Here is a 19283-nt window from a genome sequence, read left to right on the forward strand (position 1 = left end):
TAACACGCTGCGCCATTCCAAGTTGAACATGACGTCATGTTCATTTTCTCCCCGAATTCCCCGATACGCAGGTGTACAAAGAAAGCATGAGCATCGAGCAGCAGCCTCTGGACGTGGAAGGAATCGCCATCGTCGGAATGGCCTGCCGTTTCCCCGGCGCCAACACGGTGGAGCAGTTCTGGCGAAATCTCCAGGACGGCATCGAATCCATCACCTTCTTCTCCGACGCGGAGCTGGAGCGCGCGGCCATCGACCCGGCGGAGCTGAGCGATGCACGCTACGTGAAGGCTCGCGGCGTCCTCGAGGGCCTCGAGCTGTTCGACGCGCGTTTCTTCGGCTTCTCGCCACGCGAGGCCGAGCTGACCGACCCCCAGCAGCGCGTGTTCCTGGAGTGCGCCTGGGAGTCCTTCGAGCGTGCCGGGTATGACCCCGCCGCCTTCCAGGGACCCATCGGTGTCTTCGCGGGCGCTGGCGCCAACGGCTACCTGCTCCACCACCTGGCTCCGGCCGGGCGCCTGGTGGGAACAGCGAACGCTTTCCAGACCATCCTCCACAACAAGAACGACCACCTGACCACGCGCACCGCGTACAAGCTCGACCTCAAGGGCCCGAGCCTCTCCGTGCAGACCGCGTGCTCTACGTCACTCGTCTCGGTGGTGCTCGCCTGCCAGTCACTGCTCAGCCACCAGTGCGACATGGCGCTGGCCGGCGGCGTGTCCCTCCCCCTCCCCCAGCGCACCGGCTACCTCTATAACGAGCGCGGCATCGGCTCTCCGGACGGCCACTGCCGCGCCTTCGACGCCAGGGCCCAGGGCACCGTCGCCGGCAGCGGCGCGGGCGTGGTGCTACTCAAGCGGCTCGCAGATGCTCTCGCCGATGGCGACATCATCCACGCCGTCATCCGCGGCGGCGCCCTCAACAACGATGGTGCCTCGAAGGTCGGCTACACCGCCCCGAGCGTGGAAGGTCAGGCCGAGGTCATCTCCATGGCCCAGGCCGTCGCTGGCGTGTCCCCCGACTCCATCTCCTATGTCGAGGCCCACGGGACGGGCACTCCCATTGGCGACCCCATCGAGGTCCAGGCGCTCACCCAGGCCTTCCGCCGTCACACCCAGCGCCAGGGGTTCTGCGCGCTCGGCTCGGTGAAGACCAACATCGGCCACCTGGACACCGCGGCAGGCGTCGCCGGACTCATCAAGACCACCCTCGCCCTTCAGCACCGGCGCCTCCCGCCCAGCCTGCACTTCGAGTCCCCCAACCCGGAGCTCGGCCTCGACACCAGCCCCTTCTACGTCAACGCGCGTCTGCGCGACTGGGAGGGTCCGGCCCCCCGGCGCGCGGGCGTGAGCGCCTTCGGCCTCGGCGGTACCAACGCGCATGTGGTCCTCGAGGAGGCTCCGGAGCGGATGGCCTCCGCCCCCTCGCGGCCCTTCCAGCTCCTCCGGCTATCGGCTCGCTCAGATGCGGCCCTGGAGGCAATGACGGCCCGGCTCGCTCAGCACCTGGAGCAGCACCCCGGCGATTCCCTCGCGGATGTGGCGTACACGCTCGCCGTGGGGCGGCGGACCTTCGACCACCGCCGCATCGTGGTGTGCCGTGAGGCCTCGGACGCGCGGGAAGCGCTCGCGAGCCTCCATCCGGGCCAGGTCCTCTCCCGCGTGCAGGAGCCCGTCCGCCGCTCGCTGGTGTTCATGTTCCCCGGCCAGGGCTCCCAGCACACTGCGATGGCCGCGGACCTCTACGCCTCCGAGCCCGTCTTCCGCCAGGAGCTGGACCGCTGTCTCGAGTCCCTGCGGCGGCGTCATGACCTGGACCTGCGGCCGGTGCTCTTCTCCGCGGACCGGAACGACCCCCACGCGGCGAAGCGCCTGGAGCAGACGGCCCTCGCCCAGCCGGCTCTCTTCGTCGTCGAGTACGCACTGGCGCGGCTGCTCGAATCCTGGGGTCTGCGGCCGGACGCGATGATCGGTCACAGCATCGGAGAGTTCGTTGCCGCGTGCCTCGCGGGCGTGTTCTCGCTGGAGGATGCGCTCGACCTCGTCGCACTCCGGGGCCGGCTGCTGCAGGCCTGTCCTCCGGGCGCGATGCTCGCCGTCCAGCTCCCGGAGCGCGAGCTGTTGCCGTTGCTCGGGCAGGAGCTGGAGATCGCCGCGGTGAACGGCCCGTCCTCGTGCGTGGCCGCGGGTGCCACCGAGGCCATCGACGCACTGGAGCGGCGGCTCGGGGAGCGCTCGGTGACGTGCCGCAGGCTGCACACCTCCCATGCCTTCCACTGCGCCCGGGTTGATTCCGCGGTGGCGCCCTTCCGCGAGGCAGTGGCGCGAGTGAAGCGGAACCCGCCCAAGCTCCGCTTCCTGTCCGGCACGACGGGCACGTGGCTCTCCGCGGAGCAGGCCATGGATCCGGGCTACTGGGCCGAGCACCTGCGCCGTCCCGTGCGCTTCGCCGAGGGGCTGGAGGAGCTGCTGAAGGAGGACAAGGCCATCCTGCTCGAGGTGGGTCCAGGGCGAGCCCTGCGCACGCTCGCACGGTGGCACCCGCGCAAGAAGCCGGACATGGCGGTGCTGAGCTGCCTGCCGGCTCCCGACGAGCAGCGCACCTCGGACGTAGAGCACCTGCTGCGCACCGTGGGCCAGCTCTGGCTGTACGGGGTGGACGCCCCGGGTCTCTACTCCGCTGAGACACGCCACCGGCTGTCGCTACCCACCTACCCCTTCGAGCGCCAACGGCACTGGGTCGAGCTTCGCGCCTCGCTGTCTGCTCCGGTGGGTTCGCTCGAGAAACGAACGGACCTGGCGAGCTGGTTCTACCTGCCGGTCTGGAAGGAGTCGGTGCCCGCGGCTGCCCCGAAGCCTTCGGGTGCAGGGACGAAGCCCACGACATGGCTGCTCCTCACAGATGGAGCTGGGCTCGGTGCGCGCATCGCCGAGCGGCTGCGGCAACAGGGCGCGGAGGTGGTCGAGGCCCGGCTGGGACGCACCTTCCGGCGCACGGGGGCAGACACCTTCGAGCTGGCCCTCACCCGCGAGGGCCATGCCGCCCTGCTCTCGGAGCTGCGCACCGAGGGACGCTCCCCGGAGCGCATCCTCCACCTCTTTGGCCTCACCCCCGAAGCCACCGGTGTCTCCTCCGAAGACGTCCTCTCCCGCTCCTTCCACAGCCTGCTGCTGCTGGCCCAGGCACTCGGAAGCCAGGGCCTGGAGCGCCCGGTGCACCTGATGACCGTGACCAACGGCATGCAGGAGGTCACCGGCGGAGACCTGGTGTGGCCCGAGCAGGCCACGGTGCTCGGCCCGGTCCGCGTCATCCCCCGCGAGTACCCCAGCCTCCGTTGCCGGAGCGTGGACGTCTCGCTGCCTCCCGCGGACAGCCTCCACTTCGACCGGCTCGCCGAGCTGCTCGCCGCCGAGGCCGCCTCCGCTTCCGAGGAGCCGGTGGTCGCCTACCGCCACAACCGCCGCTGGGTGCAGAGCTTCGAACCGCTCCACATCGCCGAGGGGACGCCGCCCCTGCGCGAGCGCGGCGTCTACCTTATTACCGGCGGTTTCGGCGGCATGGGGCTCTCGCTCGCCGAGGCCCTCGCCACCCGGGTGAAGGCGCGGCTCGTGCTCACCAGCCGCACCGGGATTCCTCCGCGCGAGGAGTGGCCGCGGCTCCTCGACACTCCCGGCCAGGAGGAGACGCGCCGGAGGATTCGCGCCGTCCAGCGGCTCGAGCAGCTAGGCGCGGAGGTGCTGGTGTGCCGCGCGGATGTCACCGAGTTGGAGGTGATGCGCGGAGTCGTGGCCGCGGCCCGGGAACGCTTCGGTGCGCTCCATGGCGTCATTCACGCGGCGGGCGTTCCGGGCGGAGGCCTCATCCAGCTCAAGACGCCCGAGGCCGCCGCCGCTGTGCTCGCCCCCAAGGTGAAGGGGACGCAGGTGCTCGCGGCCGCAATCGAGGGCACCCGGCCCGACTTCCTCGTGGCCTGCTCCTCGCTGTCCTCCGTCGTCGGCCGGCTCGGCCAGGTGGACTACACAGCAGCCAACACCTTCCTGGATGCCTTCCTGCGCTCCTGGCACTCGCGCACGGGCATCCACGCGGTCGCGGTGAATTGGGGCGCCTGGGACGAGGTCGGCATGGCCGCGCGCAAGGGCTCCCGCGAAGAGGCGCCGCTCCGCGTGCTCGACCATCCCCTCCTCCACCGCTGTCTCGTGGACACTCCGGAGCGCCTCGTCTTCGCCAGCGACATCGGCAATGGCCCCTCCCGCTGGGTGGTGGACGAGCACCGCATCGTCGGCGTTCCCACCGTCCCCGGCGTCGCCTGGTTCGAGCTGGTCCGGGCCGCGCTCGCCGGCCGGGCCGCCCAGGGCAAGGCGCTCGAGCTGGTGGATACCTTCTTCCTCTTCCCGCTGCGCGTGCCGGACGGCGAGACACGCGAAATCCGGCTCGTCATCGAGAAGGAGGGCGAGGACTACCGCTGGGTCGTGCGCTCGCAACCGAAGGACGGCACCGGCAAGGCCACCGCCCATGCCACCGGCCACGCCCGGTTCATCGACGCTCCGGAGCCCCGAGCCGTCGACCTCGACGCGCTCCGCCGCCGGTGCGGCCACACGCCCGCCTCCTTCGAGGCCGAGTACGAGGAGGACCTCGGGCCCCGGTGGCGCAGCGTCCGTCAGCTCCACGTTGGCCAGGGCGAGCTGCTCGTCACCCTGGAGCTCCAGCCGGAGTTCTCCGCCGACTTCGAGCGGATGCTCTTCCACCCCTCGCTCATGGACCGGACCTCGGGCATGGCGAAGAGCTTCCTCGCCGAGCACGGCTTCTACCTACCGTTTGGCTATGGGCGCCTGCGCTTCCTCGGTCCCATTCCGCGACGCATCCACGCCCACGCGCGCTACCTGGAGCAGGCGGGCTCCGACGGCGAGACGCTCGCCTTCGAGGCCGTGCTGATGGACGAGCAGGGCCGGGTTGTCGCCGAGGTGGAGCGGTTGACCCAGAAGCGGGTGAACGACCCCGCCGCCGAGCTTCGAGCGCTGGCCACCTCGGAGCAGGAAGCGGAGCCCAGCACCGGGCGGCCCGAGAACGAACGGCAGGAGATTCTTCCGCACGAAGGCGTGGCCGCGCTCGAACGGCTGCTGGCGGCGCGGGTCATGCCGCAGGTGGTGGTCTCGGTACGAGACTTGAGGGCCACCCAGGAGCGCACCGACGAGGTCGTCCGCGAGCGCATCGCCGAGGCGGTGGGTGGTCCGAGTGCGGAGAGCGGGCTCCAGCCCCGGCCAGGCCTCAAGACGGCCTACGAGGCACCCCGCAACGAGCTCGAGCAGAAGCTCGCCGCCGCCTGGCAAGAGGTGCTGGGCATCGAGGGCATTGGCGTCCACGACGACTTCTTCGAGCTCGGAGGCGACTCCGTCATGGCCATCCAGATCATGGCCAAGGGAAGCCGGCAGGGACTCCAGCTCAACCCGGAGCAGTTCTTCCAGAGCTCGACCATCGCGCAGCTCGCCCGGGTGCTGGACGGACTGCTAACGCTCCAGGGTCCAGTGGTGGGCCCAGTGCCTCTCACGCCGGAGCAGCACCGCCTCCTGGGAGAAGCCCCTCCGCCTGTCGCCAAGGCGAGCCGAGTGCTTTGGCTCGATCTCCCCGGGACCTTCGAGCGGATCCGGGTGGAGAAGGTTCTCGGGGAGCTGCTCTCCCAGCACGATGCGCTCCGCCACCGCTTCATCCGGGAGGGCCTGGACTGGAAGCAAGAGGGCATACCCCCAGGGATAGCCGTGCCGCTCCTGGAGAGTGACCCCGGCATGCGACCCGAGGACATGGAGAAGCAGCTCCGAGAGAAACTCGACCCGGGCCAGGGAACGCTGCTCGCGGCAGCGCTCGTCCACCGCCTCGGACAGGAGGATCGCCTCCTGCTGGCCGGCCACGCGCTCACCCTCGACGCCACCTCGTGGCGCATCCTGGCCGAGGATCTGAAGGAGGCCCTGCGGCGAAAGGACGGCGAGAGCCCGCGCCCGAAGACCGCCTCGTTCAAGCGCTGGGCGGAGCGCCTGGCGGAGACCGCCGCATCCCGGAGCGCGGATAGCGCCTCGCGTTCGGAGCCATCAGGGACTTTCACGCGCCTGCCCCTGGAACGCACTGAGCGAGGACCCCTGCGCGAGCTCACGGTGTCGCTCTCCGCAGAGGAGACGCGAACGCTCCGCGAGAAGCTCACGAGCGCCTGGCGCGCCGATCTGGGCGAGGCCCTGCTCATGGGACTGGCCCGAGCGCTCCCGGCCTGGACGGGTGGGCGCGCGCATTGCGTCGACTTCACCCGCGATGGGCGCGGAGCGTTCGATGGCCTCGACTGCTCCCGCACGGTGGGCTGCTTCGACGTGAGCTGGCCGCTGCGACTCGAGACCCCCGAGGGCTCCGATGAGGTCGCGCTCCTCAAGACCATCAAGGAACAGGTCCGTCAGCTCCCGGTAGGCGGCGCACGCTCCCACGCCGAGGTGGAGTTGCGACTCCTGAGCGCGGGCGAGGAGCTCCCAGAAGGGCTCTCCAGCCAATGCTCATCAGGCGGGCACGCGCTGGTGCTCGAAGGCTGTCTGTCCGGCGGCAAGCTCCACGTGCGCTGTACCTACACCCAGGGTGCCTGCCGTGATTCGGACGTGGAGCAGCTCGCCACGGAGCTCCTCGGTGCGCTGCGCGCGCTGAGCGCCGGCGGCCAGGACACCCGCGCCGCCCTCACAGCCTCCGACTTCCCCTTGGCCCGGCTGGACGAGGCGCAGATGGACACCCTCGCCTTCCTGCTCGAGCAGGCCGACCAGTCCGACGAGTGACCGCACAGCATCCCCGAGGAAGCGATGAAGAACGTCGATGATGTCTACCGGCTCTCGCCGATGCAGCAGGGCATGCTGTTCCACAGCCTCTACTCGCCACGCGGAGGCACCTACGTGGAGCAGGTGTATTGGCTCTGGCGCGGGCCGCTCGATGCCGCGCTGCTGCGCCAGTCCCTGCAACGGATGGTGGAGCGCCATGCCGTACTGCGCACCGCCTTCTTCTGGGAGGGACTCGCCGAGCCCATCCAGGCCGTGCGCCGCGAGGTGAAGATCCCCTGGGAGCAGCAGGACTGGCAGGGCCTGACGGAGGGCGAGCAGGAAGCGAAGTGGGCCGCCCTGCTCAGCACCGATCGGCAGAGGGGCTTCACCCTCTCCGCGGCGCCCCTCATGCGCTTCACCGTCCTGCAGCTCGGGCCGGAGCTGTACCGGTGCCTGTGGAGCTACCACCACCTGCTGCTCGACGGCTGGTCGCTGCCGCTGTGCCTGAGGGAGCTGGCCCTCCACTATGACTCGCTCTCCCAGGAGCGAGAGCCGGAGCTGGAGCCGGTCCGCCCCTTCCGAGACTTCATCGCCTGGCAATCGAAGCGCGACCGGGCAGAGTCAGAGCAGTACTGGAGACAGGCGCTCCAGGGTTTCACCGCACCGACACCTTTCTGGGTGGACCGTGGCGCGGAGCTGCCACTCCAGGCGGATGCGACCTATGCCGCCCGCTCACTCCAGGTCCCCGCCACCACGGTGGAGTGGCTCACGGCGCTCGCGCGGCAGCATCAGCTCACACCGGGCACACTCGTACAGGGGGCCTGGGCCCTGCTGCTCTCCCGCTACAGCGGAGAGAGCGACGTGGCCTTCGGCAACGTGACGTCCAGCCGCTCTCCGTCCCTCCCCGGCTCCGAGATGATGCTGGGGCTCGTCATCAACACGCTGGTGCTGCGCACGGCGGTGCCTCCCGAGGCCCGGCTCATCCCCTGGCTCAAGCAGCTCCAGGCGGACCAGGTCGCCGCGCGCCGGTATGATCAGCTCTCGCTCGTAGAGGTACAGGGCCTCGGCCAGGTGCCACGTGGGCAGCCGTTGTTCCAGAGCGTCATTGCCATCCACGGCGGCCCGAAGCCGAAGCTCGCGCCCATCGCCGGAGGGACGGTGTCTCTAGACGGTATCGGATACGCGGACCCCCGAACGGGCCATCCCCTCACCTTCGTGGCGGACCTGGGCGAGACGCTGGAGTTGCAGCTCGTCCACGACACGGGCCGCTTTGACACTGCCACCATCGACCGGATGCTGGGGCACGTGCGAGTCCTCCTCGAGGGCATGGTGGCGCACCCGGAGCGGCGGCTGCGCGAGCTGCCCCTGGTAACGGAGGAGGAACGACGCCAGTTGCTGGTGGAGTGGAACGACACCACGCGGCCCTTCCCTCGCGACGCCTGCTTGCACGAGGTCTTCGAGGCCCAGGTAGCCCGGACCCCCGACGCCGTAGCAGTGGAGGCCGAAAGCGCACGCCTCACGTACCGGGAGCTGGACCGGCGCGCCAACCAGCTCGCGTGGCACCTGCGCTCGCTCGGGGTGGGGCGCGGCGCCATCGTCGGCCTGTGTCTGGAGCGCTCGCCGGAAACAGTGGTGGGCGTGCTCGGCATCCTCAAGGCGGGCGGTGCCTACCTTCCCCTGGACCCCGCCTATCCCCGCGAGCGCCTGGCCTTCATGCTGGATCAAGCCCGCGTCTCCGTGCTCGTTACCCAGCGCTCCCTGGCGGAGCTACTGCCCGCGGGCGGCGAGCGGCGAGTGCTCATGGACGAGGACCGGGAGAAGCTCGCCGCGCTGCGCGAGGAACCACCACCGTCCGCGGGCATCGGCCCTATGGATCTCGCGTATGTCATGTACACCTCGGGCTCGACGGGACGGCCCAAGGGCGTGTGCGTGCCTCATCGCGGCGTGATGCGCATGGCGATGGACACCGGCTATTTCGAGACCGGGCCGCGAGAGACGTTCCTGCTGCTGTCCCCCATCTCCTTCGATACCTCGGCCTTCGAGCTCTTCGGCAGCCTGCTGCATGGAGCGAAGCTGGCGGTGTGCCCTCCGCACATGCATTCGCTCGAGGAGCTGGGGCGGGTGCTGGAGCGGTTCGCGGTGACGACGCTGTGGCTAACGGCGCCCCTCTTCGACCAGATGGTGGCGTACCACCCCGAGGCCCTGGACTCCGTGCGCCAGGTGCTCGCCGGCGGTGACGTGATTCCACCGGGCCGGGTGAGGGAGAGACTCTCGCGTGCGGGCTGGGTCATCAACGGCTATGGACCGACAGAGAGCTCCACCTTCACCACCTGCTACGTGATGAAGGAGCCAGGACAGGTAGAGCGCACCGTCTCCATCGGCCGGCCCATCGCCAACACCCAGGTGTACCTGCTGGATGGGCAGCTCCAGCCCGTGCCAGTGGGCGTGCCCGGAGAGCTCTACATCGGCGGCGACGGGCTCGCGGCGGGCTACCTCCACCGGCCGGAGCTCACCGCGGAGCGCTTCCTCCCCAACCCCTTCGGCCACGAGCCGGGGGAGCGGATGTACCGGACGGGCGACATCGCCCGGTACCTGCCCGATGGCCGCATCGAGTTCCTCGGCCGCGCCGACCACCAGGTGAAGATCCGCGGCTTCCGCATCGAGACGGGGGAGATCGAATCACGGCTCCTGGAGCACCCCTCCGTGAAGGAGGCGGTGGTGGTGGCTCGCGAGGACGTGCCGGGTGACAGACGCCTGGTAGCCTACGTCGTGCCGGGCGCGGGCCACTCCCCAGAGGCGGAGACGCTGCGTGCCTTTCTCTCAGAGCAGCTGCCCGCGCACATGGTGCCCTCGGCCGTGGTGGTGCTGGACGTCCTGCCGCTGTCCCCCAACGGCAAGGTGGACCGCAAGGCCCTGCCCGTCCCCACTGGCGCCCGCGCTCCCGAGACGCCTCCCACGGCTCCACGTGACGCCGTGGAGCTGCGGCTCGTCGAGCTCTGGGAGGAGCTGCTGAACGTGCGGCCGGTGGGCATCGACCAGAGCTTCTTCGCGCTGGGAGGGCACTCGCTGCTCGCGATGAGCTTGCTGTCCCAGGTCTCCAAACGGATGGGCCGCACCCTGCCTCTGTCGGTGCTCTTCACGCACCCCACCGTCGAGCGGCTCGCCGAGCTGCTGCGCCAGGAGCCCTCGGCCACCACGGACTGGACACCACTCGTTCCCATCCAGACCCGAGGCAAGCGGCGGCCTCTCTTCTGTGTGCACCCCATCGGTGGCAGCGCACTCTGTTACGTGCCGCTCTCCCGACGGCTGGGGATGGAGCAGCCCCTCTACGGTCTCGAAGCTCCGGGGCTCGATGGCACCCGCGAGCCCTTCACCTCACTCGAGGCCATGGCGGCGGCCTACCTCGAGGTCCTGCGCAAGGTACAGCCCGAGGGCCCTTATTTCCTCGCGGGCTGGTCCATGGGTGGCCTGGTCGTCTTCGAGATGGCGCGCGAGCTGCTTCGGCTTGGGCAGACTGTTGAGCTCGTCGCGCTGATCGACAGCTGGGTACCGACGCTTCAGCCCGGAGCCGGACCCGCACGGCTCGATGACACGACCCTGCTCTTAGGCTTCGCGATGGAGCTGGGGCGCATCGCCGGACACGAGCTCACCCTCTCGGCCGAGGAGCTCGCGCCGCTCGATGCCGAGGCACGGCTCGCCCTGCTGGGAGAGCGGGCCCGGAGCGTGGGCGCGCTGCCTCCCGGCGTGGGGCCCGAGGTGCTGAGGGCCCGCTTCGGCGTCTACCGGGCCCACGCCCGCGCCTTCCAGGAGTACGTGCCCAACCGGAGCCACCCCGCGCGAGTCCTCCTCTTCCGCCCGGAGGACGGCGCGCTCGCGGCTGCCTCGGGACCGATGGGCGGCTGGGACACCGTGACGCAGCAGCCACCTCAGCTCATCAGGATGCCGGGTGACCACTACTCCGTGATGGCCGAGCCCCTCGTGTCGGAGCTCGCCCGCTACCTGCAGGCCGCCCTCCCATGAAGAACGTCCAGGATGTCTACCGGCTCTCGCCTGTGCAGCGAGAGCTTCTCTCGCGGCCCTCGGCACCAGAGGCCCGGCTCGCCCACCTGCACTGGAGCTTCCGCCAGGGGCTGGACGAGACGGCTCTCCAGTCCGCCCTGCGTCAGCTCCTCGCCCGCCACACCACCCTGCGCACCGCCTTCTTTGCCCAGGGCATGAACGAGCCCGTGCAGGTGGTGCGAGAGAAGGTCGAGCCCCGCCTGGAAGAAGAGACGGAGGACCGGCGGCGGCCCCTGAATCCCGCGAACGCGCCCCTGTTCCGCACCACTGTGCTGCGCACCTCACCGGAGACGGGCGCGGTTGTCCTCACGTACCACCCGCTCATCCTCGATGAGGGCTCGGCACGCGTCTGCCTCCGGGAGCTGTTCCTGCTCTACCGCGCTGCTCGCGAGGGGAGCGAGCCGGGGCTCGGGAAGAGTCGGCCCCAGCGGGACTTCATGGCCTGGTTCGAGCAACAGGACGCGCACGAGGCGGAACAGCGGGTCCGGGAGCTGCTCCGGGGCGCGCGGCGTTCAGGGCTTCCCGAGGCGTGGTACGTGGCACGGCGGGAAGACCCTCACCCCGACCCTCTCCCAGAGGGAGAGGGAGTGTCGTTGCAGCGGTTCTTCCTGAGTCCCGCGGCCACCGCTCATGTGCAGGCGTTCTTGCGGCAGCACATGCTGGACCTCTCGACGCTGCTCCAGGCCGCATGGGCAGTGCTCCTCCACCAGCATGGACAGGGAGATGATCTGCTCTTCGGTACCTTCACATCTGGACTCCCGCCCGCACTGTCCGGCGGCGGTCCCCTGGTGGGGCGCTTCGCCACCCTCATGCCCTGCCGCCTCCAAGTACCCTCACGGGGCACGCTGCTGCGCTGGCTCCGAGGACTCCAGGCCGAGCACTCCGAGACACGTGCCTCCGATTACCTCGCGCCCTCCCAGCTCCGAAGCTGGCTCGACGTCCCGGAGGACAGGCCACTCTTCGAGAGCATCGTCACCACCGAGACCGAGGACGAAGCGCTAGGACCTCTTGCCAGGAGCCTCGGCTTCCACTCCATCATCCATGACGCGGCGCTCCCCGCTCCGCTCGTCGTCCGCGCCGCGCAGGGGCCCCGGCTGGAGCTGCGGTTCCACTACGACCCCGAGCAGCTCGCCTCCGCCGCGGTGGCCCACGCCGCCGGCCACCTCGGGACACTGATGGAGGAGCTGGCGCTCCGAGCGGAGCAGGAACTGTCCGCGCTCTCGCCGCCCGTGAAGCTGGTGGAAGTCCCGGCGGGCCCGGTGGCGAGCTCAATCACGGTAGGCAAGAGCTTCGGAGCAACCGAGGTCGAGGCCGTTCTCGCGCAGCACCCGGCGGTAGCCCGAGTGTCCGTGGTTCCTGATGCGAAGGCTCCGGGCTCTGGCGCACTCGTGGCCCGCGTGGAGCCCGCGCGTCCGGCGGGCGCGGCCCGGAAGAAACCCGGCTTCGGCCTCTTCTTCTTCGCCAACGAGGGCGCTGGCACGAGCGACAAGTACCGCCTCTATCTCGACGGCGCGAAGTTCGCGGACCGCAACGGCTTCACGGCCATCTGGACGCCCGAGCGCCACTTCGACGAGCACGGAGGGCTCTACCCGAATCCTTCGGTGCTGAGCGCCGCGCTGAGCACCATCACCGAGCGCATCGCCCTGCGCTCCGGCAGCGTCGTGCTGCCCCTGCACAATCCCTTCCGGGTGGCGGAGGAGTGGTCGGTCATCGACAACCTGTCGAAGGGCCGGGTAGGCCTGTCGGTGACGTCCGGCTGGATGCCCAGCGACTTCGCGCTGGCGCCGGACAACTTCGAGGACAAGCGCGAGGTGCTTTTCCGCTCGCTCGAGCAGGTGCGAGAGCTCTGGCGCGGCGGTGCCGTGGCCACCCGGGACGGAGCGGGCAACGAGGTCCAGCTCCGCACCTTCCCCAGGCCGGTCCAGCCCGAGCTGCCAGTGTGGCTCACCTGCCCCGGCAACCCCGAGCTCTTCGAGAAGGCGGGCGAGCTGGGCTTCCACGTGCTGACCTCGCTGGCCTCGCAACCGGTGGAAGAGGTGCGGGAGAAGATTGCCCTCTACCGTGCGGCCCGGGCGCGAGCGGGGCACGACCCGGCGGCGGGCACGGTGTCAGTCATGCTGCACACCTTCGTGGGGCGGGACTCCGGCGAAGTGCTCGATCGGGTCCGCGGGCCACTCACGCACTACCTGCGCACGCACCTGCGGCTCCAGCAAATGCGCGTCCGGAGCCTGGACATCCAGGTGGACATCGACGACCCGAAGTGGCTCGACTCGCTGGCCACCTTCGCCTTCGAGCAGCACTACCGGATGAGTGCGCTGATTGGCACGCCCACCTCGTGCCTGCCCATGGTGGACCGGCTGATGGAGGCAGGAGCGGACGAGCTGGCGTGCTTCATCGACTTCGGCGTCGCCGAGGTCCATGCGTTCGAGGGCCTGACGTACCTGGCGGAGCTGAAGGAGCTCGCCGGGGACGAAGCGCTGCGCACCCGCCGGGTGCTGGCCGAGTATCTGGACGAGAGGCTCCCCGGGAAGCCCCGGGTCACCTTCGAGCTCCCCTGAGAGGTGGATGAGAACGACGGGCTGTCACGCCCCGCGAAACACCTCTGACAGGTTGTCGCGCTCGCGGGGGGTGGCACGCGGGGAAGAGCCCCCCTCTTCCCTCTGGGGCAGCCCGTGGCGCAGCCGTTGGTCCCGGCCTTGCTCTGGGGGAGTGCATCCACGCACCCGCTCAGGAGGCCACTCATGTCCACGCTCATCCGCCCTACATTCCATGTGCTCACGCTGCTCTGCATCGCGTGCACATGCATGGTGGCCGCGCACTCCGTGAATTCGGTGGTGGACGCCTGGCTCCAGCCCCTCCCATCCATCGAGGAGCCGCCCAGGAAGGCACGTGCACCCAAGGAGGAGATGCAGACACCGCTCTCCCTGGCACCGCTCGCCCGCCTCCTGGGACTGCCGGACAAGCTGCGCGAGGAGGTCATTCCCCCTCCGGATTCCGAAGACGAGGCGGCGCCGAACACGCTGGGCCTGAAGCTGCTGGGCACGATGATCGGGACCCATCCCACCGCCACCTTCGCCTCCGTGTACGAGGGCTCCACGCACCGCACACGCTCGGTGTGGATGGGCGGTGACATCCTGGGTGCCCAGGTGGTGGCTATCGAGCGCACGCGGGTGCTGCTGATGAACTCGGGACGGCTGGAATACATCAACCCCACGGCGACGGATGCACTTCCCCCACCCGTGGAGCCGCGCGCTGCTACGGCGCCGGCCTCCACGGACCCGAAGTCCTCCATCGATGTCCGGCAGCTCGGCCCTCAGAGTTACGAAGTCTCGCGCAAGGACTTGGATGTCGTGCTCGCCAACCCCAGTGAACTGCTCATGCAGGCGCGGGTCATCCCCGCCATGCGCAACGGGGAGCCCCAGGGCTTCAAGCTGTTCTCTATCCGGCAAGGCTCGCTCTACAGCCGCATCGGCCTCCAGAACGGGGACGTCCTGCAGCGCATCAACGGGCTCTCGCTCGCCAGCGCGGAGCGTGGACTCGAGGCCTTCCAGAAGCTGCGAGAGTCCTCACACATCGAACTGGAGGTGGAGCGCAACGGGCAGCCGATGCGCCTGACGTACTCGATGCGCTGAGCCCTCCGAAGCAGGACTCCGGCAACCCGCCGGAGGCGCTCTTCGCGAACTTGTCCAACAGTTGGACAACTTTCGGAACACCGGGCCCGACCGGCCTCCCGGGCGCGCGCTTCACCAACTGGTCCGATGGTCGGACCAGTTGCTCGCGATCGGGCCCGAAGAGCGCGTCACGAGCGCTTCGCGACTGCCTTGTTCCCGGGCCACACGGAGCGAAGCGTGCCGACGAGTGCTCGGAGCGCATCGGCCCGGGGATAGCCGGGGCGCCACACCAGAGCGAGGGTGCGACTCGGCATCGGGTCCGCGAAGGGACGCACCACGAGCTGGCCCAGCCGGTTCTCGATGGGCACCGAGAGCGCGGGCAGCAGCGTGACGCCTCCTGCGCCCGACATCACCATCTGCGCCAGGGTGGTGAGGCTGGTGGCCCGGAAGTCCACCTCGCGCGCGCCGATGCGTGTGCACAGGGCGAGCGCCTGTCCCCGGAAGCAGTGGCCGTCCTCCAGCAGGAGCACGTTCTCCTCATCCAGGTCCTGAAACCGCACCTGCTTCTTCTTCTCCAGCGGGTGCCCGGGGGGCGCCGCGACGACGAAGGGGTCCTCCGCAATGACCGCGTGCTCCACCTCTCCCACCTCGGGAACGAGCGCGAGCAGGGCCGCATCCAGCCTCCCCTCCGCCAGGTCCTGCACGAGCACCTCCGTCTTGTCCTCGCGCAGGCGCAACTTCAACCGGGGGTACTGCTTCACCAGGGCGGGGATGACCTCGGGCAGCACATAGGGCGCGATGGTGGGGATGACCCCCAGGCTCAGCGGCCCCGCGAAGGGATCCGCCAGCCGAGACGCAGCGGACAGGATATCTCCGGCCTCGGTGAGCACCCGGCGGGCCCGCGCCACCAACTCCTCCCCCGCGGGCGTCAGCAACACCCGGCGCTTGTCCCGCTCGAAGACCTTCACCCCCAACACGTCCTCGAGCTGTTGAATCTGCGCGCTCAAGGCGGGCTGGGAGACATGGCACCGCTCGGCCGCCCGCCGGAAGCCCAGCAGGTCGGCGACGGCGACGAGATATTCCAACTGCCTCAGCGAGATGTCGTTCAGGGAGGGCATGGCTCTGGCCTAACTGATAACCCCACCCTATCAATCCCATCTGGACGATGTCTTGGCCGAATCAGCGCGCGCTCTCTACTTTCTGCGACGTCACACACGAACTGACGCCACTCGCAGGGAGAACATCTCGTGTCCAATCGTCCCCGTCTGACCACCGAGGCCGGTGCTCCGGTCTCCGACAACCAGCACTCGCAGACCGCCGGCGCCCTGGGGCCGGTGCTCCTTCAGGACCATCACCTGCTCGAGAAGCTCGCCCGCTTCAACCGCGAGCGCATCCCGGAGCGCGTGGTGCACGCGGTGGGCTCGGGCGCCTACGGCTACTTCGAGGTGACCAACCCGGACATCTCCCGCTACACGCTCATGAAGCTCTTCGACACGAAGGGCAAGCGCACCGAGGTCTTCCTGCGCTTCTCCACCGTGGCCGGCTCCAAGGGCGCGCCCGACACCGCGCGAGACCCCCGCGGCTTCGCGGTCCGCTTCTACACCGAGGACGGCAACTGGGACGTGGTGGGCAACAACACGCCCGTCTTCTTCCTGCGCGACGGCATCAAGTTCCCGGACTTCATCCACTCGCAGAAGTACGACCCGTTCACCAACTGCCAGGAGCCCGACAACCAGTGGGACTTCTTCTCCCATTCGCCCGAGGCCACGCACCAGTTCACCTGGCTCTTCGGTGACCGGGGCATCCCCGCGACGCTGCGCCACATGGACGGCTTCGGCTCGCACACCTTCCAATGGGTGAACGCGAAGGGCGAGCGCTTCTGGGTGAAGTTCCACTTCAAGACCGACCAGGGCATCCGCACCCTCTCCTCCGATGAGGCCTCGGCCATTGGCGGGAAGGATCCGCAGCACCACCAGCGCGACCTCTACCAGGCGCTCGAGCGCGGCGAGCTCCCCTCGTGGACGCTCAAGGTGCAGGTGATGCCCGAGGCCGACGCGCCCACCTACCGCTTCAACCCGTTCGACCTCACCAAGGTGTGGCCCTACGAGGACTACCCCCTCATCGAGGTGGGCAAGCTGGTGCTCAACCGAGCCCCGGACAACTACTTCGCTGACGTGGAGCAGGCAGCGCTCGACCCGAGCAACTTCGTGCCGGGCATTGGCCCCTCGCCAGACCGCATGCTGCAGGCGCGCCTCTTCGCCTACGGAGATGCGCAGCGCTACCGGCTCGGCATCAACCACACCCGCCTGCCGGTGAACTCGCCCAAGGGCGTCCAGGGCGGCGCGCGCAACTACGGCCGTGACGGCACCATGACCTTCGACGGCAACGGCGGGCGCAGCAAGAACTACGAGCCGAACAGCTACAACGGCCCCGCGCAGACCCATGACGCCACGGGCCTCGGGGTCTCCGTCACCGGCTCCACGGGCACCTACGTCCCGGTGCGGCACGCCGAGGACAACGACTTCGTGCAGGCCGGCAACCTCTACCGGCTGATGAGCGAGCCGGAGCGCCAGCGCCTGGTGGAGAACATCTCGGGCAGCCTGTCCCAGGTGAGCCGCGAAGACGTCATCACGCGCAGCATCGCCCACTTCCGCAACGCCGACGAGGAGTACGGCGCGCGCGTGGCGAAGGCCGTTCACGACAAGCGCCGCTCGCGCTGAGTTCCCCTCCCCTTCCCCCTTTCTCGAGGCTCTCTCCATGAAGAACCAGACTCCTGATTCGCAGATGACGGTGACGGACGACGACGTGATGGCCCTGGCGCGGATGGCGTTCCAGCACGCGAGGGCCGGGGAGACGGCCAACCTGGCGTGGCTCGTCGACTCGGGGCTGCCCGTCAACCTCAGCAACGAGAAGGGGGACACCCTGCTGATGCTCGCCAGCTACCTCGGCCAGGAGGGCGTTGCCCTGGCCCTCCTGGAGCGAGGAGCCGACCCAGAGCGCACCAACGATCGCGGACAGACGCCGCTGGCCGGAGTCGCCTTCAAGGGGAACGCCACCATGGCCCGGCTGCTGCTGGACTACGGGGCCCGGGTGGATGGCTCGGGACCCGACGGCAAGACGCCTCTCATGTTCGCGGCGATGTTCGACCAGGTGGAGGTGCTCGAGCTGTTGCTCGCACGGGGCGCGTCGCCGGAGCGCAGGGACGCCGAGGGCCGCACGGCGCTCGACTACGCCCGTGCCATGGGAGCCCGCCGGACGCCGGAGCGGCTCACGGAATGGCTCGCGATCAGCAAGTGACGCACGAGCAGCACCGCGCCTGACAACGCTTCACCTCGCCCGCCGCGCTCCGTGCACGGCGGCCGGACAGTCACCGCAACCCGGCTTGACAAAAAATGCGTGCACGCGCACCTTGCGTCACGTGAGCTTCTTCAGCGCTACGACCACGACGACCACCACCGCCACTCAACCGGCGGGAGTGGACTCGTGCGTGTGAGCTGACGAACGCACGGTTCCCTGCCCCGCCTTCACCGGCCGGGGCGTCCGTGCAAGCGCTCAGTGCTCCGACCGGAAGGCCTCTTTCCCGTATCGGAGTACGCAATGCTCGACGAACACGACCACCGTTCCCTCGGCCAGCGCCTGGACCTCTTCCACCTGCAGGAGGAGGCCCCCGGCATGGTCTTCTGGCACCCGCGCGGCTACCTGCTCTACCGGCTCATCGAGAGCCGCGTCCGGCAGCAGATGCAACGCGAGGGCTACAGCGAGGTGAGGACCCCTCAAATCCTCTCCCAGCCCATCTGGGAGCGCAGCGGCCACTGGGAGAACTTCCGCGAGAACATGTTCCAGCTCGTCGGAGAGGGCGAGCGGCACCTCGCGGTGAAGCCGGTGAGCTGCCCCGGCCACATCCAGCTCGTGCACCGCATGGCCCCCAGCTACCGGGACCTGCCCTTGCGGCTGGGCGAGTTCGGGCTGGTGCACCGCAACGAGCCAGGCGGAGCGCTCCACGGCCTGTTCCGCCTGCGCCAGTTCACCCAGGATGACGGCCACGTCTTCTGTGCCGAGGAGCAGATGCGGGAGGAGGTCTTCCGCTTCTGCCGCTCGCTCCAGTCTTTCTATGCCGACTTCGGCTTCGAGGACGTAGAGGTGGCCTTCTCCAGCCGTCCCGCCCAGCGCGCGGGAAGTGACGAGGTGTGGGACCTGGCTGAGTCCCTGCTCCTGGATGCGGCGAAACAGGTAGGACTCAAATGCCTCATGCAGCCCGGCCAGGGTGCCTTCTACGGGCCCAAGCTGGAGTTCGTGCTGAAGGACCGGCTCGGCCGTGCCTGGCAATGCGGGACCATCCAGCTCGACCTGGTGCTGCCGGAGCGGTTCGACCTGAGCTACGTGGATGCCTCGGGACAGAAGCGCCGGCCGATGATGCTCCACCGGGCGATGCTCGGAAGCTTGGAGCGCTTCATCGGTATCCTGCTGGAGCACCATGAGGGCTCGCTGCCCGCGTGGCTCGCGCCGGAGCAGGTGGTGGTGGCGGCGGTGAGTGAAGCGGCCGCCAGTTACGCCGAGCGCTTCGCCGCGAAGCTGCGCGAGGTCGGCTGCCGCGCGAGCGTGGATGTCCGGGGCGAATCGCTGTCCCGGAAGATCGTCGACGCGCACCACGCCGGCGTACCGTGGCTCGTCGTGGTGGGTAACCGGGAGGTGGAGAAGAATGCCCTCCGGTTGCGGAGGAGGGACGGAGAGCAGCGCGACCTGCCGTGGGACGAGGCAGTGGCGGTGCTCGTCGCCGAGTGCCGGCCCTCGGCCGCGGCGTAACAAGAAGTCCCCTCTCCCTTTGGGAGAGGGTGCATGC

At 69.4% G+C, this 19283-nt stretch carries 8 protein-coding genes; 7 read left to right on the forward strand and 1 reads right to left on the reverse strand.

Annotated features, from left to right (window positions below; all coding sequences use genetic code 11):
- Positions 1 to 86 precede the first annotated feature (86 nt).
- The 4 genes from OV287_RS42210 (at position 87) to gspC (ending at position 14464) form a co-directional block, all read left to right on the forward strand.
- Positions 87 to 6794, forward strand: coding sequence for a type I polyketide synthase (locus OV287_RS42210; RefSeq protein WP_267539698.1), 6708 nt, complete (start codon positions 87 to 89; stop codon positions 6792 to 6794).
- 24 nt (positions 6795 to 6818) lie between these two features.
- Positions 6819 to 10793 (forward strand): non-ribosomal peptide synthetase, encoded by a 3975-nt coding sequence (locus OV287_RS42215; RefSeq protein WP_267539699.1) that lies wholly within the window; start codon positions 6819 to 6821, stop codon positions 10791 to 10793.
- On the forward strand, positions 10790 to 13390 hold the full coding sequence (locus OV287_RS42220; protein WP_267539700.1) for a MupA/Atu3671 family FMN-dependent luciferase-like monooxygenase: 2601 nt from the start codon (positions 10790 to 10792) through the stop codon (positions 13388 to 13390). The genes OV287_RS42215 and OV287_RS42220 overlap by 4 nt, the downstream gene beginning before the upstream one ends.
- 183 nt (positions 13391 to 13573) lie before the next feature.
- Entirely contained in the window at positions 13574 to 14464 is an 891-nt protein-coding gene (gene gspC / locus OV287_RS42225) for a type II secretion system protein GspC (protein WP_267539701.1), read from the forward strand.
- Positions 14465 to 14631: 167 nt separating this feature from the next.
- Here the strand turns inward: gspC and OV287_RS42230 are convergent, their stop codons facing one another.
- Entirely contained in the window at positions 14632 to 15561 is a 930-nt protein-coding gene (locus tag OV287_RS42230) for a LysR substrate-binding domain-containing protein (RefSeq protein ID WP_267539702.1), read from the reverse strand.
- 129 nt (positions 15562 to 15690) lie between these two features.
- Between OV287_RS42230 and OV287_RS42235 the strand changes: the two genes are divergently transcribed.
- The 3 genes from OV287_RS42235 to thrS all read left to right on the forward strand — a co-directional run bounded on the left by OV287_RS42235 (position 15691) and on the right by thrS (position 19246).
- Positions 15691 to 17163: a catalase gene (locus OV287_RS42235; protein ID WP_267539703.1), complete on the forward strand. Its 1473-nt coding sequence runs from the start codon at positions 15691 to 15693 to the stop codon at positions 17161 to 17163.
- 37 nt (positions 17164 to 17200) lie between these two features.
- Positions 17201 to 17740 (forward strand): ankyrin repeat domain-containing protein, encoded by a 540-nt coding sequence (locus tag OV287_RS42240; RefSeq protein WP_267539704.1) that lies wholly within the window; start codon positions 17201 to 17203, stop codon positions 17738 to 17740.
- Positions 17741 to 18040: 300 nt separating this feature from the next.
- On the forward strand, positions 18041 to 19246 hold the full coding sequence (thrS, locus tag OV287_RS42245) for a threonine--tRNA ligase (RefSeq protein WP_267539705.1): 1206 nt from the start codon (positions 18041 to 18043) through the stop codon (positions 19244 to 19246).
- Positions 19247 to 19283: the final 37 nt, after the last annotated feature.

The organism is Archangium lansingense (assembly GCF_026626635.1).
Lineage (GTDB): Bacteria > Myxococcota > Myxococcia > Myxococcales > Myxococcaceae > Archangium > Archangium lansingense.